Origin of the sequence: Mycobacterium kubicae (assembly GCF_015689175.1) — a bacterium.
Classification (GTDB): Bacteria; Actinomycetota; Actinomycetes; order Mycobacteriales; family Mycobacteriaceae; genus Mycobacterium; species Mycobacterium kubicae.
Genome location: NZ_CP065047.1, coordinates 4,902,545 through 4,928,461 on the forward strand (window position 1 = coordinate 4,902,545; position 25,917 = coordinate 4,928,461).

Here is a 25,917-nt window from a genome sequence, read left to right on the forward strand (position 1 = left end):
GGCCCGAGAGCCATCCGCGCAGACATGAGAACACTATTCTCTCAGGTAGAGAGTACGAGTTGCAAGGACAGCCGGTGGCGGCGGCTTCCTAGACTGCTGCTGTGACGCAACGGGAGGGGACCATCGCGGTCCCGGGCGGCAATGTCTGGTACCGGCGGGTCGGACCCCGGAGTCCTGGCACCGGTCTGCCGCTGCTCGTCGTGCATGGCGGCCCCGGGCTCCCTCACGACTATTTGAACGCGCTGCAACGCTTGGCCGACGAACGTGAAGTCATCTACTGGGATCAGCTGGGCTGCGGAAAATCCGACCGGCCATCCGACGCCCGCCTTTGGACGATGCAACGCTCGGTCGCCGAGATGGACGCCGTCGTGCGGGGGCTGGCCTTGCACCGCTTCCACCTCTTCGGCAACTCCTGGGGCGGGATGCTGGCCCAGCAGTACGTCCTGGACGTGCCGTCACCCGTCGCGAGTTTCGTCATCTCCAACAGCACAGCGTCGATACCGTTGTTCGCCGAGAACGTGGCGCGATTGAAATTGGAGTTGGATGCGGCGACCCAGGCCGCCATCGACCGCCACGAGGCTGCCGGCACAACCCATTCCGCGGAGTACCAGGCCGCGATCAAGACGTGGAATGAGACCTACCTGTGCCGCAAGCGGCCCTGGCCTGCCGAACTTCAGGACGCTTTCCGCAACATGGGCATCGAAATATTCGAGACGATGTTCGGGCCGAGCGACTTTCGCATCACCGGGACGGTGCGAGATTGGGATGTGGTAGCGCGCTTGAGTGAAATCACGATTCCCACACTGCTTTTGGCGGGCCGGTACGACGAATGCTCTCCCGAGGAGATGCGCGACATGCAGCAGCGCATCGCGGGGTCGCGGTTCGAGTTGTTCGAGTCGAGTTCGCACATGCCCTTCATCGAAGAACCGGACCGATTCGATCGTGTGATGCGGGAGTTCTTACGCGGCCACGATTGAGCCGCTAATTCTTGCCCGAATTCAGCTTGCTGACGATGGAGCGGAAATCGTCGGTGGTGAAGGACTGATGTTCGGCGGACAACGCGTAGTCCAAGCTGGCCAGCACGGCCCGTTCCAAGTGAATGTTGAGCAGCCGCTTGGTGCTTTCGACGGCCTGTTGCGGCAGCGTCATGATGCGTTGGGCGCAGACGGTGGCCTCGGCCAGCGGGTCGGCGGCGACGTGGTTGGCCAGACCGAGTTCGACGGCGCGCGCGGCGCCGATCTTGGTGCCTGTCAACGCATATTCCTTGGCCAGCATCAGACTGATGTGCAGCGGCCAAGTCAGTGGTCCGCCATCGGCGGCCACCAGACCCACTTGTACGTGCGGGTCTGCGAGGAAGGCGTCTTCGGCGATGTAGACGATGTCACTCAACGCGACCAGGCTGCAGCCCAAACCAACGGCCGGTCCGTTGACCGCGGCGATGACCGGGATCCGGCAGCGAGCCATGCCCAGCACAATCTCGCGGCCATCCCTGATCGTCTTGGCGCGCAATTCCGCGTCTTGCGCCAATTCGGCAAGATAGGCGAAATCGCCGCCGGCCGAGAACGCCCGGCCGCTGCCGGTCAGCACCGCCGCGCGGGCGGTGGGATCATCGGACAGTCGCTGCCACAACCGCGCAAGTCCGACGTGCAGGTTGTCGTTGACCGCGTTGAGGTCGTCGGGGCGGTTCAGCGTGATGATCCGCAGTCCGCCGTCGGCGCGCACGTCGATTTCCCTTGGCATGTCATACATGTCAGACTCCCAATCCCAAGATCCGCGAAGCGATGATGTTCTTCTGTATCTGCGAGGTTCCGCCCATCACGCTCTGCGCGCGGCTGTACAGGTAGGCATTGAGGAGTTCGGGATCGCGGGTACCGCCGACACCCAGCGCCGCATGCCCGACAGACTGCTCGACCCAGGTCATCAACAGCTTGTCCAGTGAGCCTTCTGGCCCGTGCGAGACGCCGTCGAGTTGTTCGGACAACCGCCGCCGCACGTGATGAGTGAGCATCTCGGCCTGTATTGCCGCCCACGCGACGTCTTCGTCTGCCTCTGTGCCATTGCGCTGCAACAGATTTCGTACCAGCTTGGTGTAGCGGGCCGCATAACCGAGGGTGGACGGCTCACGTTCGTGCCCGACGACGGTCATGGCCACCGCCCAGCCGTCACCCGGTGCGCCGACCATCCGGTCTGCGGGGACCGTGGCGCCGTCGAAGAAGACCTGGCCGAATTCATTGGTGACACCGTTGATCATGCGCAGCGGATGCTGCTGCACCCCCGGTTGTTTCATGGCGATGATGAACGCGGACAGCCCGCGGTGCCGCTTGGCGTGCGGATCGGTGCGGGCCAGCAGCAGACACCAGTCGGCGACATCGGAGTAGCTGGTCCAGATCTTGTGCCCGTGCACCACGTAGTGGTCACCGTCGCGGGTGGCGGTGGTGGTCAGCGACGCCAGATCCGAGCCGGCACCGGGCTCGCTGAAGCCTTGGCACCAGCGTTCGCTGCCGTCGATGATGCCGGGCAGAAACCGCTGTCGCAGTTCGTCACTGGCGTGCCTGCCGATTCCGTACACCAGGTAGCCGACGCTGGGCCGCGGCGGCGCCCCGGCCCGGGCCAACTCTTCGTCGACGATGACGTCGTACACCGGCGGCAGTTCCTGACCGCCGTATTCACGGGGCCAGGACAGCCCGAAGAAGCCTTCCCGGTGCAGCGCCTGGTGCCAGTGCGCCTGCCGCGCCCAGTAGTCGTCACCCGATCCGGTGAATTCGTTGGCGTGCAGGGAAAGCCACGATCGCAACCGTTCCCGGAAGGCGGCCTCCGGTGGCGAATCACGAAAGTCCAAAGTTGATCTCCTTCAGCGATACCGGCCACAGCTCGGTCGACGTCAAGGCGCGGCGCAGGTAAACGTGCACCAGGCAGTCCCAGGTGTTGCCGATGCCCCCATGCACCTGGATCGCCGTCTCGCACACGGTGCGAGCGGCGCGCGCGCAATAGACTTTGGACACCTGGGCAGCCCGTATGGCTTGCTCCGGATCGAGTTCGTCGACAGCCCACGCCGCATGGCGCAGGATGCTGATCGAACCCTCGATCAGCGCAAGGCTTTCGGCGAGCAGGTGCGCAACGGCCTGATAGGAGCCGATCTGTTTGCCATATTGCTCACGGATCTTGGCGTAGTCACAGGCAACGGCGTGGGCACCGCGCGCACAACCCACCAGATCGGCCGCCGTGGCGACCAGCGCCAGCGCTTGCCAGCGCCGGGCGACCTCGGTGGACACCTCACCAAGAGGCGTCGGCGTACCGATGATCCTGGCACTGGCCCGGGTCAGGTCGGCACCGCCGGAGCCGGCGTCGAGGTCGGCACGGCCCACCGTCGTACCGGAAAGCGACAGGGCCCGTGGGTATCCGCGGGTGTCGAAAGCAAGGTCGTCGGACACAATGGTCACGCCGCGGCCGTCGACGTCGAGGTGACGGGCCAACTCGTCGGCCAGCACCGGCCCCAGGAACGGTGTGTCCACCAGCCGGCGACCGAATTCCTCGGCGACGATGGCCACTTCGACACCGGATGCGCCGTCTGATCGCAGTGCCCGCCAACCCGTGGCTCGAAGTTGCTTGTCCAGCCGGGCAATTCGGCTCTCGTCGGCGAGGTCAGACACCGCCGCCGGACCCAGATCGTCGGCCAGCTTGGCGGCGGCGTCCCGAAGCTGCTGTTGCTCAGTGGTTAGACGGACATCCATACAGCTCCTTGAGCACTCGGCGCAGCACTTTGCCCGACGGCAAGCGGGGAATGTCGGGCACGAACACCACCCGGCTCAGGCGTTTGTAGGACGCCAGCCTGGCTTCCACCCGAGCCGCCAGTTCGGCGGCCTCGACCGATGCCTGCGTGGCGACGGCGGCCACCACGGCTTCCCCGTTGGCGCCGTCGGGGACACCGAAGACCGCGCAATCGCGGACGGCCGGGTGCCCGTGCAGCACGGTTTCGATCTCGGCGGGTGCCACTTGAAAGCCGCGCACCTTGATCATCTCTTTGAGCCGGTCGGTGATGCGCAGACAACCGTTGCGGTCCAGCCATCCGACGTCCCCGGTCCGGTACCAGCCCTGCTGCATGGCCTCGGCGGTGGCTTCGGCCGGCAAGTAACCGGCCATCAGGGACGCCGATCGCGCCTGGATCTCGCCGACTTCGCCGGCGGCCACGGGCCGGCCGGTGTCCAGCGACACGATGCGCAGCTGCACTCCCGGCACCGCCGGGCCCACGGTGTCCAACCGGGACCCGACCAACGGATTGCACGCGATCACCGGCAGCTCCGTGGTGCCGTATGCCGGAACCCAACCGATGCCCGTGCGCCGGGTCACCGTCTCGGCGATGCTCGCGGTGACCGGCGTGGCACCCCACATGATGAAGCGCAGCGACGACAGGTCATACGACTCCAGATCGGGGTGCGCAGCGATGGCCAGAGCTATCGGGGCCACCGCCATTTCCACGGTGATGCGGTCGGTTTCGATGTGCCGCAGCATCCGGCCGATGTCGAAGCGCGGATGCAGCCGCAGCCAGGCCCGCGAGCGCAGTGCGGTGAGGATGTTGAGCAGGCCGAGGATGTGCGAGGGCGGTGTGGCGACCTGAATGCGGTCGCGAGCGGTCAGGTGCAGCGCGTCGCGCCACTGGCGCACCGCGACATCCAGCGACGAGTGGGTGTGGCGAACCGCCTTCGGCAGCCCGGTGGTACCGGAGCTGAACACCAGCAGGGCGTCGTCGTGCGCCGCTGGCGGACCGGACGTGGCGTGCACCGGTGTGATGGGTTCGTCGAGGTCCAGCATCGGCATCATGCCGGCGAGGACGGGATGATCGCCGATCGCGTGAGCGGGATCGGTCACCCCCAGCGCGTGGTCCACCTCGTCGGGTTTCCAGGCGGGGCTGATCAGGACCGCGGCGGCGCCGAGACGCCAGATCGCCAGCACCGCGGCCACGAATTCCGGCCGGTTGGAGGACATCACCGCGATGCGCTGTCCCGGCCCGGCCCCCCGGTCAGACAACGACGTGGCCAGCCCGGAGGCCAGCGCGTCGAGCTCCGGCAGGCTGAACTGCCGTTCTTCGAACGCGAGCGCGGCCGGCTCGGTCACGTCCCGTTCCTCTCCGAGCTTGTGAGAAGGTGCTGAGAAGATCCTATCGGTTGATGAGAATAGTATTCTCTATACTGAAGAACGCAAGTACAGGTGATCCGAGAGGGCGGTCATGACCGATGGCGGCATGGTGACGATTCACCTCGACCGCAAGAAAGTCACGGTCCCGCTGGTTCCGGGCGAGACGCTGCTGGAAAGCGCCCGGCGGGCAGGACTGGATCCACCGTTCAACTGCGAGGCCGGCAACTGCGGGACCTGCATGGCGCGCCTCGTCGAGGGCACCGCCACCATGCGGGTCAACGACGCGCTCGAAGACGACGAAGTGGCCGAGGGCTACATTCTGACCTGCCAGGGCGTACCCGATCAGGCGCCGATCACCGTGCGCTACGAATAGCCAGAGGAGAGGCGGCGAGCATGGCCAAAGGGATCATCTATGTCGAGAGTTTTCCTAGTTCGCCCGACCGCGACGAGGAATACAACACCTGGTACAACGAGGTCCATCTGAAGGAACTCGTCGCCCTGGACGGCATCGTGTCGGCCCGCCGCCTGCGTCCGGTGGACGGTGACGGACCCTACGTGGCCCTCTATGAGGTCGAAGCCGACGACCTGCCGTCGGTGCTGCAGAACATGCTCGACAATGCCGGTCAATTACACATGTCCGACGCCTTGCAATTCGATCCGCCGCCGGTGATGCGGCTTCTCGAGGTGACCACCGAGTACCACCCCGGCGGGTAGCTCATTCTCGCGCGGCGTCATCCAACGCCGGCGGCGGCCGATACTCAGGCTGGTAGCCGGAGATGTGGATCGGGCTTCCGACCAGGCGTAGATCCCCCGCTGACACAACGACTTCCGGCGTGGCTTGCAACGCTTCGGGCAGGGTCCGCACCGCGGCGGCCGGAACCCCGAGCGGGCGTAGCCGAGCTTCCCAATTCGCCGCCGTGTCGGTCGCCAGCATCGCTGTCACCACGCCAAGCACTTCGTCGCGGCGTGCCACGCGCTCGGCCATCGTTTCGAAGCCGCCGATGCCGGCTTCGGTGGCGAACGACTTCCAGAAGCCGTCATGGGTGATGAACAGCGCCAGATATCCCTCCGAGGTCGGGAAGAGTTGCGCGGGAACGTAGTACGAGTGCGCTCCGAATGGCCGCCGGTGCGGCTCGATGCCGTCGTTGAGGTACGCAGACGCGTGATAGTTCAATTGGGACAGCATCACGTCGCGCAGTGACACGTCGACCTGTCCACCCGTCCCCGAAATGATCTTGGCCAAAAGCCCCAGTGCCGCGCACATTCCGGTGGAGTTGTCCGCCGAAGAGTAGCCGGGAAGCGTCGGCGGACCGTCGGGATCGCCGGTCAGGGCGGCGACACCGAAGGCCGCCTGGATCACGTAGTCGAAGGCCGGGTCGTCACCGGCATGCAGACCGAAGCCGGTGATGGCTACACAGACGATCCGCTCGTTGTACTGCCGCAGCGTCTGATAGGAGAGCCCCAACCGGTGAATGGCCGACGGTTTCAGGTTCACCAGAAGCGCATGCGATCGGCTCACCAGCTGGTGCAGATTCTCCTGTCCGGCTGCGGAATTCAGGTCCAGGCAGACGCTCGACTTGTTGCGGTTGAGACTGCCGAAGTAACTGCTGCCGACCCCGCGCGAGATTTCCCCGCCGAGCGGTTCGATCTTGACGACTTCGGCGCCCAAATCGGCGAGCAGCATGGTGGCATACGGCCCGGCCAGCATGGTGCCGACCTCGAGAATGCGTATTCCGGCCAGCGGACCGGTGGGTGTCACCGCAACTCCGTCGCCAACGCGGCGATCATTTCGCGGGTGCGGCGCTTCGAGGCGATCAGTTCGTCGCGATTGTCGCCGATGGGCAGCAGCCGTACCGAGAGGTCCGTCAGCCCGGCGTCGGCGAATCGACGGAAACGCGCCAGAATCGCCTTCTCGTCACCGGCCGCGCAGATGTCGCCGACGTCGCGGGCGTCGCCGTAACCCAGCAACCGCTGGTAGTTCGGGGAGACTTCGGCCTCGCCGAGGATGCGATTGGCGCGCTCCCGCGCGGCATCGACTTCGCCTGCCGCACAAAGGCATACCGGTATGCCGGCGACGATGCGTGGCGCGGGGCGTCCGGCATTGTCGGCGGCCTTGGTGATGCGTGGGACGACGTGCTCGGCCACGGCGCGTTCGTCGGCCATCCACAACACGGTGCCGTCGGCCCGCTCGCCGGCGATGGTCAGCATGACCGGTCCGAGCGCGGCGATCAGCACCGGCAGTGGCGCAACCGGTGCCAGGTCCAGCGGGTTGTGGACGCGGAAGGTCTCGTTTTCCACGTCGACCGGTCCGGGATTGGCGAAGGCGGCGGTCAGCACTTCGAGGTAGTCCCGGGTGTACGCGGCCGGCCGCTCGTAAGGAATGCCGAGCATGTCGTCGACGATCCAGTGATGCGATGGCCCGACGCCGAGAACCAGGCGGCCACCGGTGGCCGCGTGCGCGGACAGGGCTTGACGCGCCAATGCAATCGGGTGCTGAGCTTGCAGCGGAACCACCGCGGTGCCCAGCTCGATCCGGCTGGTGCGCGTGGCCATCAAGGCTACGGCGAGCATCGCGTCGAAGTCGTTGGGGATCTGGGGGATCCAGGCGGTGTCCAGCCCGGCCGTCTCCGCCCAGTCGATGTCGGCGAGCATCCGACTGACCTTGCGGGCGGAGTCGCCGCGCTCAGGTCCGATCATCACTCCGAGGCGCATGGGTTCTCCTCGATCGGTTGCGCGGTACCGGTCAGCGCGCGGATGTCGCGCACCAGGGTGTCCAGCGATGTCCCAGTGGGGAATACGGCGGCGGCACCGGCGTCCAGCAACTTGGGCACGTCGGCGTGCGGAATCGTTCCGCCGACCACGACGGCGATGTCGGCCGCATCGGCGGCCCGTAACGCCTCGATGGTGCGCACGGTGAGCGCCAGGTGCGCACCGGACAGAATGCTCAAGCCGACCACGGCCACGTCCTCTTGCACGGCGATCGAGGCGATGTCCTCGATGCGCTGCCGAATACCGGTGTAGATGACCTCGAAGCCGGCGTCGCGCAACGTGCGTGCCACGATCTTGGCGCCGCGGTCATGTCCGTCGAGTCCGGGTTTGGCAATCAGGACGCGGGTCGCCATCGTCAGAACACCACCGGCTGCACGAACTCACCCCAGACCGCCTTGAGGGCGGAGACCATCTCGCCGACCGTGCAGTAGGCGTTGGCGCAGTCGATGAGCTTGTGCATCAGGTTGTCGGTGCCTTCGGCGGCGCGGGACAACTCGGCCAAAGTGGATTGCACTGCACCACTGTCTCGTTCGGCTTTGATTTTGGTGAGTCGTTTCAGCTGCAAGTCGCGCCCTTCGGCGTCGAGTTCGTAGGTGACGATATCGGGTTCGGGCTCTTCGGAGACGAACCGGTTCACCCCGACGACCGGACGGGTGCCGCCTTCGACCTCCTGATGGATGCGGAAGGCTTCATCGGCAATCAGGCCCTGCAAGTACCCGTCTTCGATGGCGCGGACCATGCCGCCGTGCTGCTCGAGGTCGGCCATGATCTCGACGATGCGGGCTTCGGTGGCGTCGGTGAGCGCTTCGACGAAGTACGACCCGCCCAGGGGGTCGGCCACGTTGGCCACGCCGGTCTCGTACGCCAGGATCTGTTGGGTGCGCAGCGCCAGGGTGGTCGACTCTTCGGTGGGCAATGCGAAGGGCTCATCCCAGGCCGCGGTGAACATCGACTGGACGCCGCCCAACACCGCCGCCATTGCTTCGTAGGCGACCCGAACGACGTTGTTGTGGGCTTGCGGGGCATACAGCGACGCGCCGCCGCACACGCAGCCGAAGCGGAACATCGACGCCTTGTCTTTGGTGGATCCGTAGCGTTCCCGCACGATCGTGGCCCAACGCCGCCGCCCCGCACGGTATTTGGCGATCTCCTCGAAGAAGTCGCCGTGGGTGTAGAAGAAGAACGAGATCTGCGGCGCGAATTCGTCGATGGTCATCCGGCCGCGTTCGACCACCGTGTCGCAGTAGGTGACGCCGTCGGCCAGGGTGAATGCCATCTCCTGGACCGCAGTGGCTCCGGCATCGCGAAAGTGCGCCCCTGCCACCGAGATCGCGTTGAATCTGGGCACTTCGGCCGCGCAGAACTCGATGGTGTCGGCGATGAGCCGCAATGACGGTTCCGGCGGCCAGATCCAGGTGCCGCGCGAGGCGTATTCCTTGAGGATGTCGTTCTGGATGGTGCCGGTGAGTTTGGCGCGCGGGATTCCTTTGCGCTCGGCGGCCGCGACATAGAAGGCCAGCAGGATCGCCGCGGTACCGTTGATCGTCATGCTCGTGCTGATCTTGTCCAGCGGGATTCCGTCGAACAGGATCTCAGCGTCGGCCAACGTGTCCACCGCGACACCAACCCGCCCGACCTCTTCACCGAAGTCGGGATCGTCGGAGTCGTAGCCGCACTGGGTAGGCAGGTCCAGCGCCACCGAAAGCCCGGTTCCGCCTTGGTCCAACAGGTAGCGATAGCGACGGTTGGACTCCTCGGCGGTCCCGAACCCCGAATATTGCCGGAACGTCCACAGCTTGCCGCGGTAGCCGGACGCGAAGTTGCCCCGGGTGAACGGGAACTGCCCAGGGGGCGGCGGTTCCGCGCTCCTGTCTTCCGGCCCGTATACCGGCGCGAGCGGAATGCCGGACGGGGTCTGGGCTGCGTTATCCATCAGTGCATAACGTACTTGCAAAAAAAGAGAATGCCAATACCATACGCTGAGCTGGCGAAACAGCCAAAATCACCACCTGCGGGCGGCGCCGCTCAAGCCGCTCAGGTCACCCGGCAGAGGATCTCTCCATGGGGCACGGCCAGCCACCCGTCGGCGGCGGCCGTCCAGTCCCGCCACGCCGCCGCGACGTCCTGCAGATCTGTCTCCGTCGCCAGGCCGGAGTCGACCAGCTGCCGAGAAAGATCGGACTGCACGATGCGGTCGGCCCACATACCGCCCCACCACTGCCGGTCCTGCTCGGTCGCGAAGCACCAGAGGCTGCCGGTCGGCGTCACGTCATCGAAGCCGGCCTGCAACGCCCAGGACAGCAACCGCCGGCCCGCGTCGGGTTCACCACCGTTGGTGCGATGCGCCCGTTGGTACAGGTCGAGCCAACGGTCGAGCGCCGGAAGCTGCGGGTACCAGATGAAGCCCGCGTAGTCGGCATCGCGAGCCGCGACCACCCCACCCGGCGCGCACACCCGCTTCATCTCCCGCAGCGCTTGCACCGGGTCGGCGACATGCTGCAGCACCTGATGAGCGTGGACGATGTCGAAGGTGTCGTCAGGGAAGTCCAGCGAATGCACGTCGGAGGTCACGAACGAAATGTTGGACACGCCCTGCCGTTCGGCTTCCGCCCGTGCCAGAGCAAGAGCGTCGTCGGCTTGTTCCACGGCCGTGACGACTCCCGGCGCGATTCGGGCCGCCAAGTCGACCGTGATGGTGCCTGGGCCGCAACCGATGTCGAGCAGCGACAAACCCGGCTGCAGGTGCGGCAACAGGTAGGCGGCCGAGTTGTTCGCGGTGCGCTGCCGGTGGCTGCGCAACACCGACTCGTGGTGGCCATGGGTATAGACGGCGCGGCGTTCGCTCATGAGACGCCAGCCTACCGCGCTTTTCAGGATATGAGATATGCATCTCGCATTCTGAGATCAGTTGACTGGGACATCGAGGATCGCGCGGTCGACCGCGGCACCGGGTCCGTCGAAATGCCACCACTCTCCGGAGTAGACCGACAGCCCGCCGTACTTCATGGCGTCGCGCAGCCGCGCCCGGTTGCCCTGCGCTTCGGGGCTCACGTTCTGGGTGGCGAATGCTGTTGCGCGCGGGGAGAAGTCGTCGAAGTCTGTGCCCATGTCGGCCAGGCACAAGCCGGACACGTGACGCTCGGCCGGGCATTGTGGCAGCATGCTGGTGAAGGTGACGTCGACCGAGCGACCGGACTCGTGACTGTGTGCGTACTGACCGGGCCGGGCCACCCACGCGGGATTGGGCACGATCTTGAACATCTTGACCTGAACGTCGTGTGGGCGGTAGCAGTCCCAGAACACCAGCACGTGCCCTTGCGGTCGCAATGCCGCCGCGGCCGCGGCAAGCCCCGGCGCCAGATCTTGATGCACCAGGCAGCGGGCGTCGGCGGGATACAACTGCGTGTGCGTGAAGTTGTTGGTCGTCGCGTATCGCAGATCGATGAGGGCGTCGGGAACCACGGTTCGCGCGTCGACGAATCCGGCTGCGCGTGCGGCGTCGCTTACCGGCGGTACGTCCGCGCTGGCCGCAGCGGCGCCCGCGCCGAAAGGTGCGAGCAGGGCTACCGACACGACGAACCGGCTCAACAGGCGCACGCCTCAATTGTCACCGGGAGTCGGGCCGGAGAACGGGATTGGCGCGGCCGCTCAGGAAGGTTCGACGCTGGGTTCGGGAGTCGGCGCTTCACCGAATCGGGCCAGTACCAATGTTCCCAGGACCGCGACGGCGAAGCCTGCGACCACCATCCAGCCCAGACCCGCGCGGGTGAGGTCGCCGAACCACACCACGCCGATGAAGGCGGGCGCGATCGTCTCACCGACGACCATCCCGGCCACCGCAGTGGTCACCGACCCCCGTTGCAGAGCCGAGGTCAGCAGCAGGAACCCGGCGGCCCCGCCGGCGGCGGCCGCGTACAACGCCGGATGGGTGTAGAAGGCACCTTTGCGCGGATCGAAGGATTCGATCAGGCGCACACCGATCTCGACCACGCCGAAGCCGCTGCCGGCACACAGACCCAGGACGAGCGCTCGCGAGCGGTCACCGAGCCGGCCGGCACCCGCGCCGATGAGGAAGATCGCCGCATCGACGGCCAGCAGACCCCACTTGAGTCCGTGCGGTCCGTGCCGCGTGCCTTCGGGTCCGGCCGCAATGGCCAGCATGGTCAGGCCGGCGCAGACGACGCCGACGGCCGTCCATTCGGCCGGTGACAGCCGCGCCGACAGCATCCAGGCGGCCACGATGGCGGTGACGGCGATGGACGCGGCCAGCGCGGCCCCGACTACGTAGATGGGCACCAGGCGCAGTGCCGCCACCTGCAGCGCAAATCCGACGCCGTCCAAAGCCAGGCCCACGATGTAGCGCCATTGCCGCAGGGCGCGTATCAACAGCACCGCATCGACACCGGAGCCGCTGCCGGCTTCCACCGATCGGGTCGCCGCGGCCTGCAGCACCGACGCCGTTCCGTAACACACCGAGCAACCCAGGGCGAGGAGCAAACCGATCAGCACACATCGACCATACGGAGGCGACGGCGAGCGCCGGTGTCAGCGGACCCGATCGGTGGCGGTCTGCATGATGGTCGCGGCGATCCGGTCGGCCGGTTCGATGCCCAGCACGCCCACCGAGATCAAGACCGAGGATTTCGCCCGGTACAGATGGCTCCAGCCCTCGTCGGTGATGCGCACGGTGCCAGCATCGGGCCGATCGATCGTGAAGTCGTAATTGCTGTCGTGCAAAGCCGTACAGGCTTGCAACGCGGACTCCAGCTGGCCCAGCGCACCGCGCGCGGTGGTCGCGTCCGGGTAGATCGCGACCGCCTGGCTCACGGTTTGGATCATGGCGGGCCCGCCGGGTTTGAGGTCGTCGGTGATGCCGTGGTAACCGGCGCTGCGGAATTCCGACCAGCCGGCACCGAAGGTGAGATCGCTGATTCCCGCGGCACGGCACGGGCCTGGGGCGGTCAAGTCGGCCGGCGGCGGGTGACGCAGGTCGGCGTGGGAGTGGGCGGTCAGACCTTCGTGGTTGGCGATGCGCCGTACCTCTTCGACGCTGACGATCAACGAATCGGCATGTGTTCCCGCGACCGGGGGCTGCTTCGCGGCGGTGCCGTGGTGCGAGCAGGCGGCGATGGCACAGCTGACAACGAGGGCCGACCCGAGGGTCCGGGGGGAAATGGCGCTGCGCGTGGTTGCTTTCATCGTTGCTTCGGCAGCCTAGGGCGCAGGAACGGCCCGACAAGCCGAACCAGGTCGGGCACATAGCCTCTACATAGATTGGCCACCCGGCGGATGGCTTTGCCCTGCCTGGGAATTGGCTGGGTGAATTGCCGCTTGGGCACGGCGGCGTTCCCTTCGTGATAAAGATGGCCCCATGGGGGCGTACGTGCTGACGCAGCCGCAGCTGATGGCAGCGGCGGCAGCGGATATGGCGACACTGGGAACGACGATCAATCAGGCCGCTTCCGCCGCGGCAGCCCGGACGACCAGCGCGGTGGCGGCAGCCGCCGACGAGGTGTCTGACGCGATAGCCGCCCTGTTCAGCGGGTACGCCCGGGAGTGCCAGGCCGTCATCGGCCAGGCGGCAGCGTTCCACGGCGACTTCGTCCAAGCACTTGCCGCGGCCGGCAACGCCTACACCAGTGCCGAGGCCGCGGGGGTTACTGCGCTCGCCTCGCCGAACACCATCGCCCCGGCGCTGGCGAACACGGTCACGTTCGTCTTGGACGGCAGCGGAACACCCATACCGCCGGCAGACTTCATCACCAACGTCGTGGACAAGTACGTGCTCCCACATTTCCCTGCCGGCCTGGTGCAGGGCTTGGCGATGCCAGCCGGGGAATATCCCGATAGCGGTGTCAAAGATCTGCTGCAGAGCGTTTCGATCTCTCGCGGCGTGCAAATCTTGAACACCCAGATTCAGCAGCAACTCGCCGCGGGCAACGTCCTCAACATTGTGGGTTACTCGCAAGGCGCCAATATCGCTTCGCTGGAAATGCAGTTGCTGGATCCCACCGGCACGCCCAGCTCGCTGCCGATCAACTTTGTGCTGCTTGGCAATTCGATGACTCCCAATGGCGGCTGGGACGCACGCTTTCCGGGTCTGAGCCTGCCGACGCTGGGGTTCTCCACCCTGGGCGCGGCCCCGAGCAACAGCTTCAACACTTTGTCGTATGCCCTGGAATACGACGGCTGGGCCGACTTCCCGCGCTATCCGATCAATATCGTCTCCGACCTCAACGCGTTGGCGGGCATGGTCACGGTGCACACCGGTTATGCCGATTTGACGCCGGCGCAGATCGCGTCAGCCATCCAATTGCCCACGCAGGGGCCGAGCTTGACCACCTACTACATGATCCCGACGGAGAACCTGCCGTTGCTCGATCCGCTGCGGGCCATCCCGTTCGTAGGAACTCCGACCGCAGACTTCCTCAATCCGATTCTCAAGCCAATCGTCAACTGGGGCTACGGAGATCCGAACTTCGGCTGGTCCACCGGACCGGCCGACGTGCCCACCCCGTTCGGATTCCTACCGCCACTGAGCGACACCGTCGCACTGGGGCCCGCTTTGGCCAGCGGCTTCCAACAAGGAATAACCGCTGCGGCCACCGACCTCTTGGCGGGCGGGCCGCCCGCATTGCCGTCGCTGCACGACATTTCGGCTGCGTTGACGTCGTTGACCTCCGGAACGGGCGGCTTCACCCTGCCCACCGGCCCGCCGTCGATCACCGACCTCATCACCGGCTTAGAGACGGCGAACACGCAGATCGTCGGCACCGCCACCGCTGATCTGTCGACGGCTTACGCGACGCTATTGCCGACCGCGGATATCGCGACCGCGCTCGCGGTCTCGTTGCCGTCCTATGACGTCAACCTGTTCCTGAGCGGGATAGGCCAGATGGTGACCGGCCAGCCGATCGAGGGGCTGATCAACGCATTCGGGCTGCCGATTGCGGCCAACATGGGCTTGGTGCCCCTCACCGCAGGCCTGGAACTGACCGTCCTCGCCGAGGCGATCGATACCATCTTCACCGGGACGCCGTTTCCGAGTCCGTGAGCTGGGCACCCGGAGGTCAGTCTCGGTCCGACCATCTGAATACTGCGCGACAGGCGACCAGCCCGCCGATACTCCACGCCGTGAGCACGAGGAATATCCGCCAGTGCTCCCAACTACCGGCCGGTTCGAAGGCGGCCATTTCCGATGGCAACAGGACCGAGCGGAAACCCTGCGCCATCCATTTGACCGGGAAGACCGATCCCAGCGTCAACATCCACGTCGGTAGCGCGGTGATGGGAACGTAAGTGCCGGACAGAAATTGCAAGCCGATGGCCGGAGCATTGGTTATCGCCGCGGCCGACACCGCGTTACTTGCGAAGTTGCTGACGAAGATGCCCAACAACGAACAACTGACGACGCCGAGCACGAACACCCAGGAGAACGTGAACCACCCGAAAACGCTGGACGGCAACCGCAATTTGAAGACGAACACCCCCACCGCCAGCAGTACTACGGCCTCGGCGAGGCTGGCGATGGCAACCAGCGAGATCTTGCCGATGAAATAGGACGACGCGGTGGTCGGCGTCCCCCGAAACCGCCGCAAAGCGCCGGTGTCGCGGTCATAAGCGATGCTGATGCCGAGATTGATGAATGACGTCGAAAGGATGCCGTAAGCAAGGATGCTCGCCGAGAGAACGGCGCCGATGCTGGTATCGCTATGCGGCAGTTTGGTGGAGAAGATGGAGCCCAGCAGGATGCTGATCACCGCCGGCATGGAAAACGTCAGAGCCAACTGCTCGGGCCGGCGCACGAACATCTTGACTTCCGGAATGATTCGCGACAGTCCGATCCGCAGCGGGGACGGCAGGGCCGGCTGCTGATCCGCGGAGCGGTGTCGGGGCGGTGCGGCGCTGGGGGTGTGAACGCTGCCCGTCATGCCATCCCGATCAACTGCAGATAGGCGTCTTCCAGCGTGGGTCGGGTTACGGTCAGCCCGGCCAGTTCTGCCCCGCTATCGGAACGCTGCCTGATCAAATCGGTTGGGCGATCGGTCTTTTCCACGTGCACCTCGTCTCCCTCGATCCACCGGACCGTCGCGGCGGAACTGACATATCCGGTCAGTCGGATCGGTGAGTCGACGGCCACCACCCTGCCGCCCACGATCACCGCGACGCGGTCTGCCAGCGCGGCGGCTTCCTCGAGGTAGTGCGTGGTCAGCAGGATCGTCGTGCCGTCGGCTGACAGCAGCTTGATCAGGTCCCAGAATTGCCTTCTGGCTTCCGGATCGAACCCGGTTGTCGGTTCGTCCAGGAAGAGCAATTCGGGCATGCCGATGATGCCCAAAGCGACGTCGAGGCGACGACGCTGCCCGCCGGATAGCGTCCGCACTCGCGAACCCGCGACCGACCCCAGGCCGACGAGTTCGAGTACCTCTGCGGGAACCCGGGCCTTGCCATAGCATTTCGCGAACATCCGCACGGTTTCTGACACCGTCAGCATCCCGGCGTCGCTGGCCTCTTGCAGGACGATGCCGATTCGGGCCCGCCAACTGCGGCCGGCCACTCCGGGATCTTCACCCAGCACCCGCACCTGCCCGGCGTCGCGTTTCCGGTGTCCCTCGAGTATCTCGATGGTGGTCGACTTGCCCGCCCCGTTGGGGCCGAGGATGGCGAAGATCTCGCCGTAACCGACGTCGAGATCCAGATCGCGGACCGCGGCGACGCGCCCGTAGGTCTTCGACAATCCACGGACATGTACCGCACCCGGCCGCCGCGTAGATGCCATGTCAGCCGCCCGTCTTTTGTGCCGGATCTGCCTCCAGAGCGGCCAATAGCTCGCGCAACTCTGCTTCGGAGAGCCCCTCGATGAGTCGATCGACATCCTCGTCGGGCTCGCCGTGGCCTCCGGGAGCCGCAGCCGCGGTCGCCCCGGTCGGCTCGAGCTCGGCCAGAATCCGAACGGCCAACGAGTTGACACTTACGCCGCGCAGCAATTCCAGCACCGGCAGGTCGATTCCGAATCCCGCGTTGACCCGGCCCCGGAAATCCATCGCCATCATCGAGTCCAGGCCGATGTCGTCGAGGTTGTCGTCACACCCGATGTCGTCGGCCGCAAGATCGAAGACGGCGGCGACGATCTGCCGCACCTGGTCGGTGACCACGTCGAGCCGGTCCTCCTCCGGGCAGCCGGCCAGCAAGTCGAGGATCGACGAAGACGAATCACTTTGAGCGAGTGCGGTCTCGGCCTTTCCGAGTTCGGCGAACATGGGCGGCAGCTGGGTACCGAGTCCGACACTGCGTGCTCGCGCCCAGTCGGCGCCGATGGCGATAACATGCGGGGTCTTCTGATTGATCAGGCGATCCAGTATCTGAGCGCCGGCGGCCGGCGTGATCAGCTCGATCCCCCGTTGGGCGTAAACCTGCTCTAGGTGGAGCTCCTCGACCATGCCGACCGACCACGGCCCCCACCCGATGGTGAGCGCCGGCAGGCCCTGGGCCTGTCGATAGTGCGCGAAGGCGTCGAGGAATGCGTTGGCGGCGGCGTAGTTCCCTTGACCCGGCGAGGCGATGACTGAGCCCGCCGACCCGAACATGACGAAGAATTCCAAGTCGTGCTTGTGAAACACGTTGTGCAGCACCCGAGTACCGGTGACCTTGGGCGCCATCACTTTGGCGAAATTGCTTTCGCTCATGTTCACCAGAAGTTGGTCGTCGACCGATCCCGCGGCGTGGATGACGCCGCGCACCGGTCTACCTCCCGCCCGGTAGTGATCCCTCAACCACGTTTCCACCCGCGCCTCGTCGGTGATGTCGACACTGGCCGTGTGAACTTGAGCGCCGAAGTGTTCGACCCTGCGGATCATGTCGATGACTGCGTGGCGCGGGTCGTCGTGGCGCAATTGCGCCCACACGTTCCGCGGCGGGATTGCGGTTCGGCTCAGCAGTGCGATGTGACGGGCACCGCGCTCGGCGAGGTAGGTGGCCACAGCGCGCCCCAGGGCGCCCGCTCCACCGGTGACCACGTACGTCGCGTCCGGGGTGAGTTTGGTGGGGAACGGCCTGGTCAAATTCGAGCTGGGGCGAAGGCGCGGAACGAAGGTTCCCTCGCCGCGCAGGGCGATCTGGTCTTCTGACCCGTTGGCGAGAAGCTGCTCGCAGACGCGCGCCGCTGTCTGGTGGGGCTCGTCGGCGTCGTCGATGTCGATCAGCGCGCCCCACTGGTTGACGAATTCCTGATGTCCGATGACCCGGCCCAGTCCCCAGATCGCCGCTTGGTCAACGGCAAGCGCTTCGCTGCCGAGCACCGGTTGGGCGTTGGCGGTGATCACGTAGAGGCGCGGCGCGACGGCCCCGGCCTGCGCCAGGGCCTTGACGAGATGCAGGATCGGGAACACGCCGATCCGGTGGGTGGTCTCGGCCGCATCGGCGGCGATGTCCAGCGGCCAGCAGTTGACCACACCCGCCAGGCCGCCTTCCTTCTCCTGGTGCGCTGCGAGCAACTGGTGTAGCTGGTCAGGCTGCTGCGGGTCTACCGCATACCCACCTTCGGATTCGGCCAAGGCGCCTGCGGATTGGCGGGTGACGGTGTGGACCCGGTGGCCCTGGCAGCGCAACTGCTCGGCGATCCTCGGCCCTACACCAGTGGCGTCGACGAAGATCAACCAAGACAAGCCTTCCGGCAAGGGCGCGCAGTCTGCTTGGTCGTGTCCGACGTCGGTGGTCGCCACCCACGCGAGCTCATAGAGATCTTTGTCGAGGCGGTCAGGGGACAGCCGCGATGAGGCGGCAAGTGATCGCACCGTGAAACCGGTCAAGACGGCGAGCAGTTCGCCGCCCTCACCCGTGACCGTGATGTCACTTTCGATCTCATCTGCGCCGGCCGAGACGACACGCAGGCGAGCGGTCATGTTCTTCTCGGGCGCACCGTAGATGGCGGTGCGCCGAATTCGGGTGGGAAGATAGGGACTCTCGCTGGTGTCCGCGCCGGAAACTGGTGCGGCGAACAGGGTTTGGAGTGCTGCGTCCAGGAGGGCCGGGTGGAATCGGTACTTGTCGAGTTCGTCGGTGAGCGGTGTGGGCACGGCGATCTGCGCGGTTGCCCAGCCCTGTCCTGACGTGATCCCGGTGATGGTCTGGAAAGCCTCACCGTAGGCGAACCCGAGCGCTTCGGTCCGGGCGTAGAACTCGTCAGCGTCATTGGATGTGCCGTGTTCGGCCTCCGATGGGATCTCGGCAGTTGCCCGCCTCAACGTGTTGAGCTCGGCGGTCGCCACGATCGTCCATTTGAGATCACCGTTCGCTGTCGCGGTGAAGGCCGCGAATTCCAGCGTGCCGGTGTCGGGGTTGAGGGTGGTCCGGAGAATGGGATCACACGTCGGGTCGAGAATGACCGCGCGCCGTAGCACCAGGTTGTCCACGCTGTAGTCGGTGCGACCGTAAGCCTCGTTGGCCGCCGCCAAGGCGATTTCGATGAACGCGGCGCCCGGCAGCAGCACACTTCCCTGAACCTGGTGATCGATCAGGAAGGGCGCGGCGGTGGTGCTCAGCTCCGCCTCCCACGTTGGATGCACTGCGCTCACCGGTTGTCCCAGCAGCGGATGCACCGGTTGGTAGTGCAGGTCTTCGGCCGCCTCCTGGGGTTCGTTCCAGAAGCGTTTGTACTGCCACGAGTACGGCGGAAGCTTGACAAGCCGAGACGAGCGCGGGGGGTACAGGGCGTCCCATGCGAGTGGGTAGCCATGACAATGCAGCGCCCCAACGCAGTTCATCAGTGTTCGACCGTCGTCGTCATTGCGTCGCTGCGACGCCAGCACGACCGCGTCGACGTTCTGGTCGGCGGCGAGCTCTGCGATCGACGCCGCGAGCACCGGATGCGGACCCAGCTCGACGAAGTGCGTGTAGCCGTCGTCCAGCATGCTCCGCAGCGCGGGTTCGAAAAGTACCGTGGCGCGGGTGTTCTGCCACCAGTAGGCGGCGCCGGACCGGTACTCATCGAGCCGATCGCCGGTCACGGTGGAGTACAGCGGAACCGTCGCGTTGCCGGCGGGGAGGTCCGCCAACGCTGCGCACAGCTCGTCTTTCACCGCGTCCATGTAATGGGTGTGATACGGCACCTTCCCGTTGAGGAATCGAGCGAAGACTCCCGCGTCGGTCAGCCGGCGGGCGATGCCGTCGAGCAGGTCACCGTCACCGGCCAGGGTCAAGGCCGACGGGCTGTTGATGGCGGCGATAGATACCCCCGGCCCGATTAGTCCCTCATCGCCGAGTGTCTGGCGCAACGATTCGGCGTTGCATCCCACCGCCAGCATGCGACCCAGTCCACTGGTGCGTTGTTGCAGACGACTTCGGTGGTAGATCACTCTGGTCGCTTCCTCGAAGGTGAGGACACCGGCGAGATATTGGGCGGCGACTTCGCCGGCGCTGTGTCCGATCACGGCGTCGGGTTCGACCCCGAAATGTTTGAGCTGCTCGGCCAGTGCGACCTGGATGGCGAAGTTCGCCGGCTGCGCTACGGCCGTTTCACCCATCCGAGTGCGGGTTTCATCGGCGCAGAGTTCCTCGAGCAACGACCAACCGGTGTGACGGGATAGTTCGCGATCGGTCCGGCGCATGCTGTGGGTGAACACCGGATACACATCCAGCAGTCCTCGGCACATCTTCCACCACTGGGGACCCATGCCGGTACAGACGAACGCGAGCTTGGGCGCCGAAGAACAGGCACGGCTGGCGGCGATGTTCTGCTCACCGCAGCCGAGTGCCTGCAGTTGATCCCGCGCTTCGGCCACGCTTTGCACGGTCACAGCGCGGCGGAAGGTCAGTTGGGAGCGTCGTTGAGTGAGTGTGTAACCGAGATCCGACAGGGCGAGATCGGGGTGCGCGCTCAGGTGCTCGGCCAGCTGTCGAGCCGTGGCCACCAGCGCTTCTTCGCTGCGGGCCGAGATCGGCAGCACGGCCAAGGGGGTCTGATCGCGTTGGGACGGGGCGGTATTCGGCGTCGGGGGCCCGGCGAGTACGACGTGCGCGTTGGTACCGCCGAAGCCGAAGGAGTTGACCCCCGCGATGCGCCGCGGGCACTCGGGGAACGGGCGAGGGGTGCGCGGGATATCGATGTTCAGCTCGGAAAGCGGGACCGGACTGCTGCGTAGATGCAGGTTCGCTGGAATTCGTCCATGTTTGAGCACCAACGCCGTCTTGATCAGTCCAGCCACCCCCGCGCCCGCTTCGAGGTGGCCGATGTTGGTCTTGACCGATCCGATCAGCAGTGGATCGGAAGCCGGCCGGTCGGCCCCCAACGCCTGGGCCAAAGCGCGCATCTCGACTGGGTCGCCTACCGGGGTTCCGGTCCCGTGCGCCTCGACATATCGGATGTCGTTGGCGTTCACGCCCGCTCGCCGCAGCGCCATGGTGACCGCTGCCTGTTGCGCCTGCTCGCTAGGCACGGTGATGCTGCCGGTATGGCCGTCCTGCGACACCGCTGTGCCGAGAATTTGCGCGTAAATCTCGTCGCGGTCCCGCAGTGCGTGCTCGAGGGGCTTGATGACGACGACCGCACCACCTTCACCTCGGGCGTAGCCGTCCGCGGACTGGTCGAAGGCTTTACAGCGCCCGTCGCGACTGAGGAACCCGCTCTTGGATTCGGCGATGGCCGTGTTGGGCCCCACCATGATGTTGACGCCGCCGGCAAGCGCCAATTCACATTCGCCATTCCAGATGCTCTGTGCGGCAAGGTGAACGGCGACCAAAGAACTGGAGCAGGCCGTGTCGACGGTCATACTGGGACCGCGGAAGTCGAATGCAAACGAGATCCGGTTGGCCAGCATCGTCATCATCATTCCGGTGGCGGAATGGGTCTTGAACTGGTAGCGGCTGGTGCGGCCCTGGTTCTGCAACAGTTGGTAGTCAAGAGTGAAGCCGCCGACGAAGACGCCGACTGCTGTCCCGGCCAAGTGATCCGCGGCTATTCCCCCGTCTTCCAATGCTTCCCACGTGGTCAGCAGCAGCAGACGCTGTTGTGGGTCGAGCAGGTTCGCCTCGCGTGGGGAGATGCCGAAGAACGCAGCATCGAATTGGTCGATCTCGGTGAGGAACCCGCCGCGACGGGTGACCATCTTTCCGACCTTCGCGGGATTGGGGTCGTGGAATTTGGCCGCGTTCCAGCGGTTCTCGGGAACCACCCTGGTGGCGTCGACACCGCTGCACAATAGGTCCCAGAAACTTTCCGGGGTGTTGGCATCCCCCGGAAAGCGACATCCGATCCCGACGATCGCCAACGGCTCGCGATGGTGTTGTTCGGTCAGCATGTTCGTCCCTTTGCCTTCACGACCAGTCGAGAGTGCCCATCAGACCGCCGCTTGGTTGTTGGTTGGTGATGTACCGCTTACTACGCGAGTGGCCGATCGACTACCCCTGATCTCCGACGGCCAGCGCGGGCGCGGTTCGAACAATCCATTCTTGGCTGATCGGGTTGTTCGGTTGTTCTTGTCGGTACGTCGACCGAAGTTGTCGCAGATAGGAGTCCGCTTGCCACGCTTGCACTTGCCGCACGACATGGTCATCGGCGAAGCTGCGCGACTTCTCAGTGCAGACCGTGTCGACCAACTGGCCAGCCAACTGGTGCAGCAAGCGGACGTTGGCGTCGAATTGGGCAGTGAAGTCCGAAGCCTTTCCCATCATCGCGGTATGCAGCGTCACCATGAAGTTCAATGGGGTGTAGAGATCAACGAACTTCGCGCAGGGCTGCCCGCTGTCCACCGCGGCCCACTCTCCGAAGAAGTTCTGCATGCGGACGCTGAGTTTGATCAAGCCCTCCAGGTGCGGCACGATCTCGGGGTCGTCGGCGACAGTGACGAACCGGCCGTTGCTGTAGACGAAGCCCAGGAACCCCCAGTAGAAGGCGATGTCCCAGATGACTTTCGCCGACATCACCGCCGGCGATCCCATCAGCGCATATTGGTGGCAATACACGGCGAGCCACATGTCGGTCAGGGACCGGAACAGCGAGTCGTTGATCTCAGACCTGGTGGTGACGTCCTGACCGTCGAGGTCACGAGTGATCATGTCGGTGATGAGGCCGTTGCCGATCGCGATGAGGTCCAGTCCCGAGGAGTACAGCGGATCCAAGAAGACTCCGGAATCCCCGGTGAGGCACCACCGTTGGCGACCGTCGTAAACCTTCGTGGCGCTGTGACTGTAGTTCTTCATCACCCGGAAGTCTTTGATCAGGTGCGCGTGCTCGGCCAACGTTGCGGCACACTGCGGCTCGTGCTCTGCAAGCCACGACCGCGCTTTGGCAAGGGTGTTGAAGCGGTCGAACGAGTGGAATTGCGGGTCGGCGACGATACCGACGCTGGTGGATCCCGAGGCCAGTCGGATCAACCACACCCAATACCCTTCACCCATCAAGTGATTGGTGGACATGGCTCGGTCGCCTTCGACGATGCGCTCTTGCCAATCGGCGTCGTCGCTCCATCGACCGATGTCGAGCTCGGCCGCGACACGCAACCACACCGCGTTGCAGTTGTGGTCGTTGCTCCGCTTCAAGTTCAGTTGCCGGGGTAGCGCCCGGTTTCGCCCCGATGCATCAACCACCCACCGGGTCGTGCTGTGTGAAGTGGTGTCACCGGTCTGGATGGTGATCGTGTGCGCGCCGCCGGTGCCGAAATCGACGGATCGTACTCGGCCCGCGGCAAATTCGACACCGTCGTTGCGGCAACGTCGAGTCAGTTCGTTCTCCAGTCTGCCCCGGTCGATCTGGTAGGTGACCTGCGGAATGAATCTGGAGCTGCCGAGTTCGACGCGCTGCCCGATGTCATCGTTCCCGTTGTGCGAGAAGAACATTCGCAACCCCATTTTGCGCAACTGGGAAGTATGCAAATGGTCGGCCAGGCCGATGCGGTCCCGCAGGTAGTGCGCGGAGATTTCCACTGTCGACTCGCCGACCGTGTGGGTGATCTCGGGCACCGGGTGCGGGGTCGGCTCGACGATCAGAATCCGCGTCCGCGGACGTGCGCTGCGAAGTTCGCGCGCCAGCGTGAGGGCCGCCACTCCCCCGCCCACGATGGTGACGTCATAGTCCGGCGCGGCATTCTCGGCGTCGGACAGGTGGGTCTTGATTCGCCGCGCCAGAGCCTCCCGCGCTTGCGGGCTCAGGCGCGACAGTTGCGCTCGTGCGTCCACAAGTCAACCTCCCACGCGCGAGATAAGCTAAGTTGCTTAATAGTTAAGAAAGTTACACTAAATCGGGCTTCTGGCAAGCGGAGACCGAAGTCCGAGCGTGCGGCCTCCGCTCAGAAGATTCGACGCGAGAAGTGCTGGGGAGGGCGGGGCCGGATGAGACTTGACCACCCACCGACGCCCAGGGCCGCCTCGTACCCCTGCGGCGGTCACCCCCGGCGGCTGCACCGGCCCGGCGGGCCAGTCGGCACCATCACATCGACGTTGAGGACTTGAGCCGTGCCCGCAGCCATTTCCATACATTTCTTTTTGGAGCTGACCGTCATCCTCGCGACCTGTCGTTTGGTCGGGCTGGTGGCAAAACGCTTCGGACAACCTCAAGTCGTCGGCGAAATGATTGCCGGTGTACTGCTCGGTCCTTCCCTTTTGGGCAGCATCGCGCCCGGCTTACAACACCATCTCTTCCCGCCGGGCCACACCAACATCGTGTTGTACACGGTGGCCCAAATCGGCCTCGTGCTGTACATGTTTCTCGTCGGACTCAATTTCGATGTGAACTTGATCAAACACCGTGCCGGCACTGCCGCCGCCGTTTCAGCAGCGGGCATCGTGGTTCCTCTGCTTCTGGGGGCGCTTATCGCCGTCCCGCTCTTGGCCAGCGGAATTTTCTTCACAAAAAGCGTCACGCTCGTGATGGCAATGATGTTTCTGGGCGCATCGATCGCAACGACCGCTTTCCCCATGCTGGCCCGGATCATCTTCGAGACGAAATTGTCCGGAACGCCGCTGGGCACCCTGGCCCTGGCCTGCGGTGCCGCCGATGACGCGCTGTCGTGGTGCATCCTGGCCACCGTCCTGGCCATTCACCGCGGCAGCCCGACCGTGGCGGCGACGGCGATAATCGGCGGGCTTGTCTACACCGTGCTCTCGCTCACGCTGGGACGAAAGGCATTTCGCGGCCTCGGCACGATATCGGAACGCCGCAACACCGTAACCCCCTCGATGCTCTGCACCGTCCTCGTCTTGCTCATGGCGTGCGCCTGGTTCACCGACACCACCGGTATCTACGCCATCTTCGGCGCCTTCATTCTCGGTGTCGCCATGCCGTCCGGTTTCTTCGCCGAGCACGTCACCGTTACCCTCGAACCGCTGGTCACCACATTTCTGCTGCCGTTGTTCTTCGTCTATTCCGGGTTGAACACCCAGATCGGATTACTGAACAGTCCAAAACTGTGGGCGGTGACAATCGGAATACTTGTCGTGTCGATTGCAGGAAAAGGTGTCGCGTGCAGCCTGGCTGCGCGATTGCGAAAAGTCCCGCTGCGGGAATCGATCGCGTTGGGATCTTTGATGAACGCTCGTGGTCTGATCGAACTCATTCTGCTGAATATCGGACTCGAAGCGGGAATCATCACCCCGACGCTGTTCACCATTTTGGTGTTGGTAGCCATTGTCACCACGCTGATGGCCACGCCGATTTTCGAATTCGTATACGGCCGGCACCGGTCGGGAAGCGATCAAGTGCAACCAAAACGTTCGACGATCTCGTGGTGGCCAGGGGCGGGATCGAACCGCCGACCTTCCGCTTTTCAGGCGGAGTTCTGGCCTACACCAATGTGTTTCAGCCGGTCAGACCAGAAGCGCAACCGGCATTCGGACGTGTTGGATCAGTCGGTCTGGCTCGTTGGCCCCATGTTGGCCCCATGAGATAACCCAATCTGCGTGGCAAGCCGATCGGGTTACTTGGTCGGTAGAAGCGGACTTGGGCGAAGTCTTAGTGCGATGGTTTTCGCTTACCGAACAGAGCGCGGCGGTCCCGGCGGATCTCATAGAGACGCCAACTGAACT

General features: G+C 65.0%; 21 protein-coding genes. 5 read left to right on the top strand and 16 right to left on the bottom strand.

The window, feature by feature from the left end:
* Window positions 1-101: 101 nt before the first annotated feature.
* Window positions 102-977: a proline iminopeptidase-family hydrolase gene (locus tag I2456_RS22905; protein WP_085075388.1), complete on the top strand. Its 876-nt coding sequence runs from the start codon at window positions 102-104 to the stop codon at window positions 975-977.
* A 4-nt stretch (window positions 978-981) separates the two neighbouring features.
* Here I2456_RS22905 and I2456_RS22910 read toward each other — a convergent pair whose 3' ends face one another.
* From I2456_RS22910 to I2456_RS22925, 4 genes are read right to left on the bottom strand one after another with little or no spacing between them, the layout of a single operon-like run.
* On the bottom strand, window positions 982-1,749 hold the full coding sequence (locus I2456_RS22910) for an enoyl-CoA hydratase/isomerase family protein (protein ID WP_085075389.1): 768 nt from the start codon (window positions 1,747-1,749) through the stop codon (window positions 982-984).
* 1 nt (window position 1,750) lies between these two features.
* Entirely contained in the window at window positions 1,751-2,839 is a 1,089-nt protein-coding gene (locus tag I2456_RS22915) for an acyl-CoA dehydrogenase family protein (protein ID WP_085075390.1), read from the bottom strand.
* Window positions 2,826-3,731, bottom strand: a complete 906-nt coding sequence (locus I2456_RS22920; RefSeq protein ID WP_085075391.1) for an acyl-CoA dehydrogenase family protein — start codon at window positions 3,729-3,731, stop codon at window positions 2,826-2,828. The genes I2456_RS22915 and I2456_RS22920 overlap by 14 nt, the downstream gene beginning before the upstream one ends.
* Window positions 3,709-5,112, bottom strand: a complete 1,404-nt coding sequence (locus tag I2456_RS22925) for a class I adenylate-forming enzyme family protein (RefSeq protein WP_085075392.1) — start codon at window positions 5,110-5,112, stop codon at window positions 3,709-3,711. Before I2456_RS22925 ends, I2456_RS22920 begins: the two co-directional genes overlap by 23 nt.
* A 112-nt stretch (window positions 5,113-5,224) precedes the next feature.
* Between I2456_RS22925 and I2456_RS22930 the strand changes: the two genes are divergently transcribed.
* Both I2456_RS22930 and I2456_RS22935 read left to right on the top strand, forming a co-directional pair.
* Window positions 5,225-5,506: a 2Fe-2S iron-sulfur cluster-binding protein gene (locus tag I2456_RS22930; protein WP_068028359.1), complete on the top strand. Its 282-nt coding sequence runs from the start codon at window positions 5,225-5,227 to the stop codon at window positions 5,504-5,506.
* A gap of 20 nt (window positions 5,507-5,526) precedes the next feature.
* Window positions 5,527-5,847, top strand: a complete 321-nt coding sequence (locus I2456_RS22935; RefSeq protein WP_068028357.1) for a DUF4286 family protein — start codon at window positions 5,527-5,529, stop codon at window positions 5,845-5,847.
* A 1-nt stretch (window position 5,848) separates the two neighbouring features.
* Here the strand turns inward: I2456_RS22935 and I2456_RS22940 are convergent, their stop codons facing one another.
* The 8 genes from I2456_RS22940 to I2456_RS22975 form a co-directional block, all read right to left on the bottom strand.
* Entirely contained in the window at window positions 5,849-6,841 is a 993-nt protein-coding gene (locus I2456_RS22940; RefSeq protein WP_241008026.1) for a CaiB/BaiF CoA transferase family protein, read from the bottom strand.
* A 47-nt stretch (window positions 6,842-6,888) separates the two neighbouring features.
* Window positions 6,889-7,845 carry an LLM class F420-dependent oxidoreductase gene (locus tag I2456_RS22945; RefSeq protein ID WP_068163091.1) on the bottom strand — a complete coding sequence of 319 codons (957 nt, stop codon included), beginning with the start codon at window positions 7,843-7,845 and terminating at the stop codon, window positions 6,889-6,891.
* Complete coding sequence (locus I2456_RS22950) at window positions 7,830-8,255, bottom strand: cobalamin B12-binding domain-containing protein (RefSeq protein WP_068163094.1); 426 nt, start codon at window positions 8,253-8,255, stop codon at window positions 7,830-7,832. The genes I2456_RS22945 and I2456_RS22950 overlap by 16 nt, the downstream gene beginning before the upstream one ends.
* A gap of 2 nt (window positions 8,256-8,257) precedes the next feature.
* Window positions 8,258-9,835 carry a methylmalonyl-CoA mutase family protein gene (locus I2456_RS22955; RefSeq protein ID WP_085075394.1) on the bottom strand — a complete coding sequence of 526 codons (1,578 nt, stop codon included), beginning with the start codon at window positions 9,833-9,835 and terminating at the stop codon, window positions 8,258-8,260.
* A 101-nt stretch (window positions 9,836-9,936) separates the two neighbouring features.
* Window positions 9,937-10,749, bottom strand: a complete 813-nt coding sequence (locus tag I2456_RS22960) for a methyltransferase domain-containing protein (RefSeq protein ID WP_085075395.1) — start codon at window positions 10,747-10,749, stop codon at window positions 9,937-9,939.
* A 57-nt stretch (window positions 10,750-10,806) separates the two neighbouring features.
* Window positions 10,807-11,475 (bottom strand): M15 family metallopeptidase, encoded by a 669-nt coding sequence (locus I2456_RS22965; protein ID WP_241008027.1) that lies wholly within the window; start codon window positions 11,473-11,475, stop codon window positions 10,807-10,809.
* 75 nt (window positions 11,476-11,550) lie between these two features.
* Window positions 11,551-12,411, bottom strand: a complete 861-nt coding sequence (locus tag I2456_RS22970) for a DMT family transporter (protein WP_205880185.1) — start codon at window positions 12,409-12,411, stop codon at window positions 11,551-11,553.
* A 36-nt stretch (window positions 12,412-12,447) separates the two neighbouring features.
* Window positions 12,448-13,101, bottom strand: a complete 654-nt coding sequence (locus I2456_RS22975) for a sensor domain-containing protein (RefSeq protein ID WP_085075397.1) — start codon at window positions 13,099-13,101, stop codon at window positions 12,448-12,450.
* A gap of 172 nt (window positions 13,102-13,273) precedes the next feature.
* Between I2456_RS22975 and I2456_RS22980 the strand changes: the two genes are divergently transcribed.
* Window positions 13,274-14,956, top strand: coding sequence for a PE-PPE domain-containing protein (locus I2456_RS22980; RefSeq protein WP_085075398.1), 1,683 nt, complete (start codon window positions 13,274-13,276; stop codon window positions 14,954-14,956).
* 16 nt (window positions 14,957-14,972) lie between these two features.
* Here the strand turns inward: I2456_RS22980 and I2456_RS22985 are convergent, their stop codons facing one another.
* From I2456_RS22985 to I2456_RS23000, 4 genes are all read right to left on the bottom strand, one after another.
* Window positions 14,973-15,833: an ABC transporter permease gene (locus I2456_RS22985; RefSeq protein ID WP_085075399.1), complete on the bottom strand. Its 861-nt coding sequence runs from the start codon at window positions 15,831-15,833 to the stop codon at window positions 14,973-14,975.
* A complete protein-coding gene (locus I2456_RS22990) occupies window positions 15,830-16,681 on the bottom strand; it encodes an ABC transporter ATP-binding protein (RefSeq protein WP_085075400.1) in 852 nt (283 codons plus the stop codon). Before I2456_RS22990 ends, I2456_RS22985 begins: the two co-directional genes overlap by 4 nt.
* A gap of 1 nt (window position 16,682) precedes the next feature.
* On the bottom strand, window positions 16,683-22,196 hold the full coding sequence (locus tag I2456_RS22995; protein WP_085075401.1) for a type I polyketide synthase: 5,514 nt from the start codon (window positions 22,194-22,196) through the stop codon (window positions 16,683-16,685).
* Window positions 22,197-22,296: 100 nt separating this feature from the next.
* The gene (locus I2456_RS23000; RefSeq protein ID WP_085075402.1) at window positions 22,297-24,072 is read right to left on the bottom strand and encodes an NAD(P)/FAD-dependent oxidoreductase; all 1,776 of its coding nucleotides are present in this window, start codon (window positions 24,070-24,072) and stop codon (window positions 22,297-22,299) included.
* A gap of 276 nt (window positions 24,073-24,348) precedes the next feature.
* On the opposite strand from I2456_RS23000, the gene I2456_RS23005 reads away from it, so the two are divergent.
* A complete protein-coding gene (locus tag I2456_RS23005) occupies window positions 24,349-25,776 on the top strand; it encodes a cation:proton antiporter (RefSeq protein WP_163703902.1) in 1,428 nt (475 codons plus the stop codon).
* Window positions 25,777-25,917 lie beyond the last annotated feature (141 nt).

Bases quoted from the DNA above. Each gene is read 5' to 3' on its own strand.
- I2456_RS22910 (WP_085075389.1), bottom strand. From the start codon at position 1,749: ATGTATGACATGCCAAGGGAAATCGACGTGCGCGCCGACGGCGGACTG.
- I2456_RS22920 (WP_085075391.1), bottom strand. From the start codon at position 3,731: ATGGATGTCCGTCTAACCACTGAGCAACAGCAGCTTCGGGACGCCGCC.
- I2456_RS22930 (WP_068028359.1), top strand. From the start codon at position 5,225: ATGACCGATGGCGGCATGGTGACGATTCACCTCGACCGCAAGAAAGTC.
- I2456_RS22935 (WP_068028357.1), top strand. From the start codon at position 5,527: ATGGCCAAAGGGATCATCTATGTCGAGAGTTTTCCTAGTTCGCCCGAC.
- I2456_RS22940 (WP_241008026.1), bottom strand. From the start codon at position 6,841: ATGCTGGCCGGGCCGTATGCCACCATGCTGCTCGCCGATTTGGGCGCC.
- I2456_RS22945 (WP_068163091.1), bottom strand. From the start codon at position 7,845: ATGCGCCTCGGAGTGATGATCGGACCTGAGCGCGGCGACTCCGCCCGC.
- I2456_RS22950 (WP_068163094.1), bottom strand. From the start codon at position 8,255: ATGGCGACCCGCGTCCTGATTGCCAAACCCGGACTCGACGGACATGAC.
- I2456_RS22955 (WP_085075394.1), bottom strand. From the start codon at position 9,835: ATGGATAACGCAGCCCAGACCCCGTCCGGCATTCCGCTCGCGCCGGTA.
- I2456_RS22960 (WP_085075395.1), bottom strand. From the start codon at position 10,749: ATGAGCGAACGCCGCGCCGTCTATACCCATGGCCACCACGAGTCGGTG.
- I2456_RS22975 (WP_085075397.1), bottom strand. From the start codon at position 13,101: ATGAAAGCAACCACGCGCAGCGCCATTTCCCCCCGGACCCTCGGGTCG.
- I2456_RS22980 (WP_085075398.1), top strand. From the start codon at position 13,274: ATGGGGGCGTACGTGCTGACGCAGCCGCAGCTGATGGCAGCGGCGGCA.
- I2456_RS22985 (WP_085075399.1), bottom strand. From the start codon at position 15,833: ATGACGGGCAGCGTTCACACCCCCAGCGCCGCACCGCCCCGACACCGC.
- I2456_RS22990 (WP_085075400.1), bottom strand. From the start codon at position 16,681: ATGGCATCTACGCGGCGGCCGGGTGCGGTACATGTCCGTGGATTGTCG.
- I2456_RS22995 (WP_085075401.1), bottom strand. From the start codon at position 22,196: ATGCTGACCGAACAACACCATCGCGAGCCGTTGGCGATCGTCGGGATC.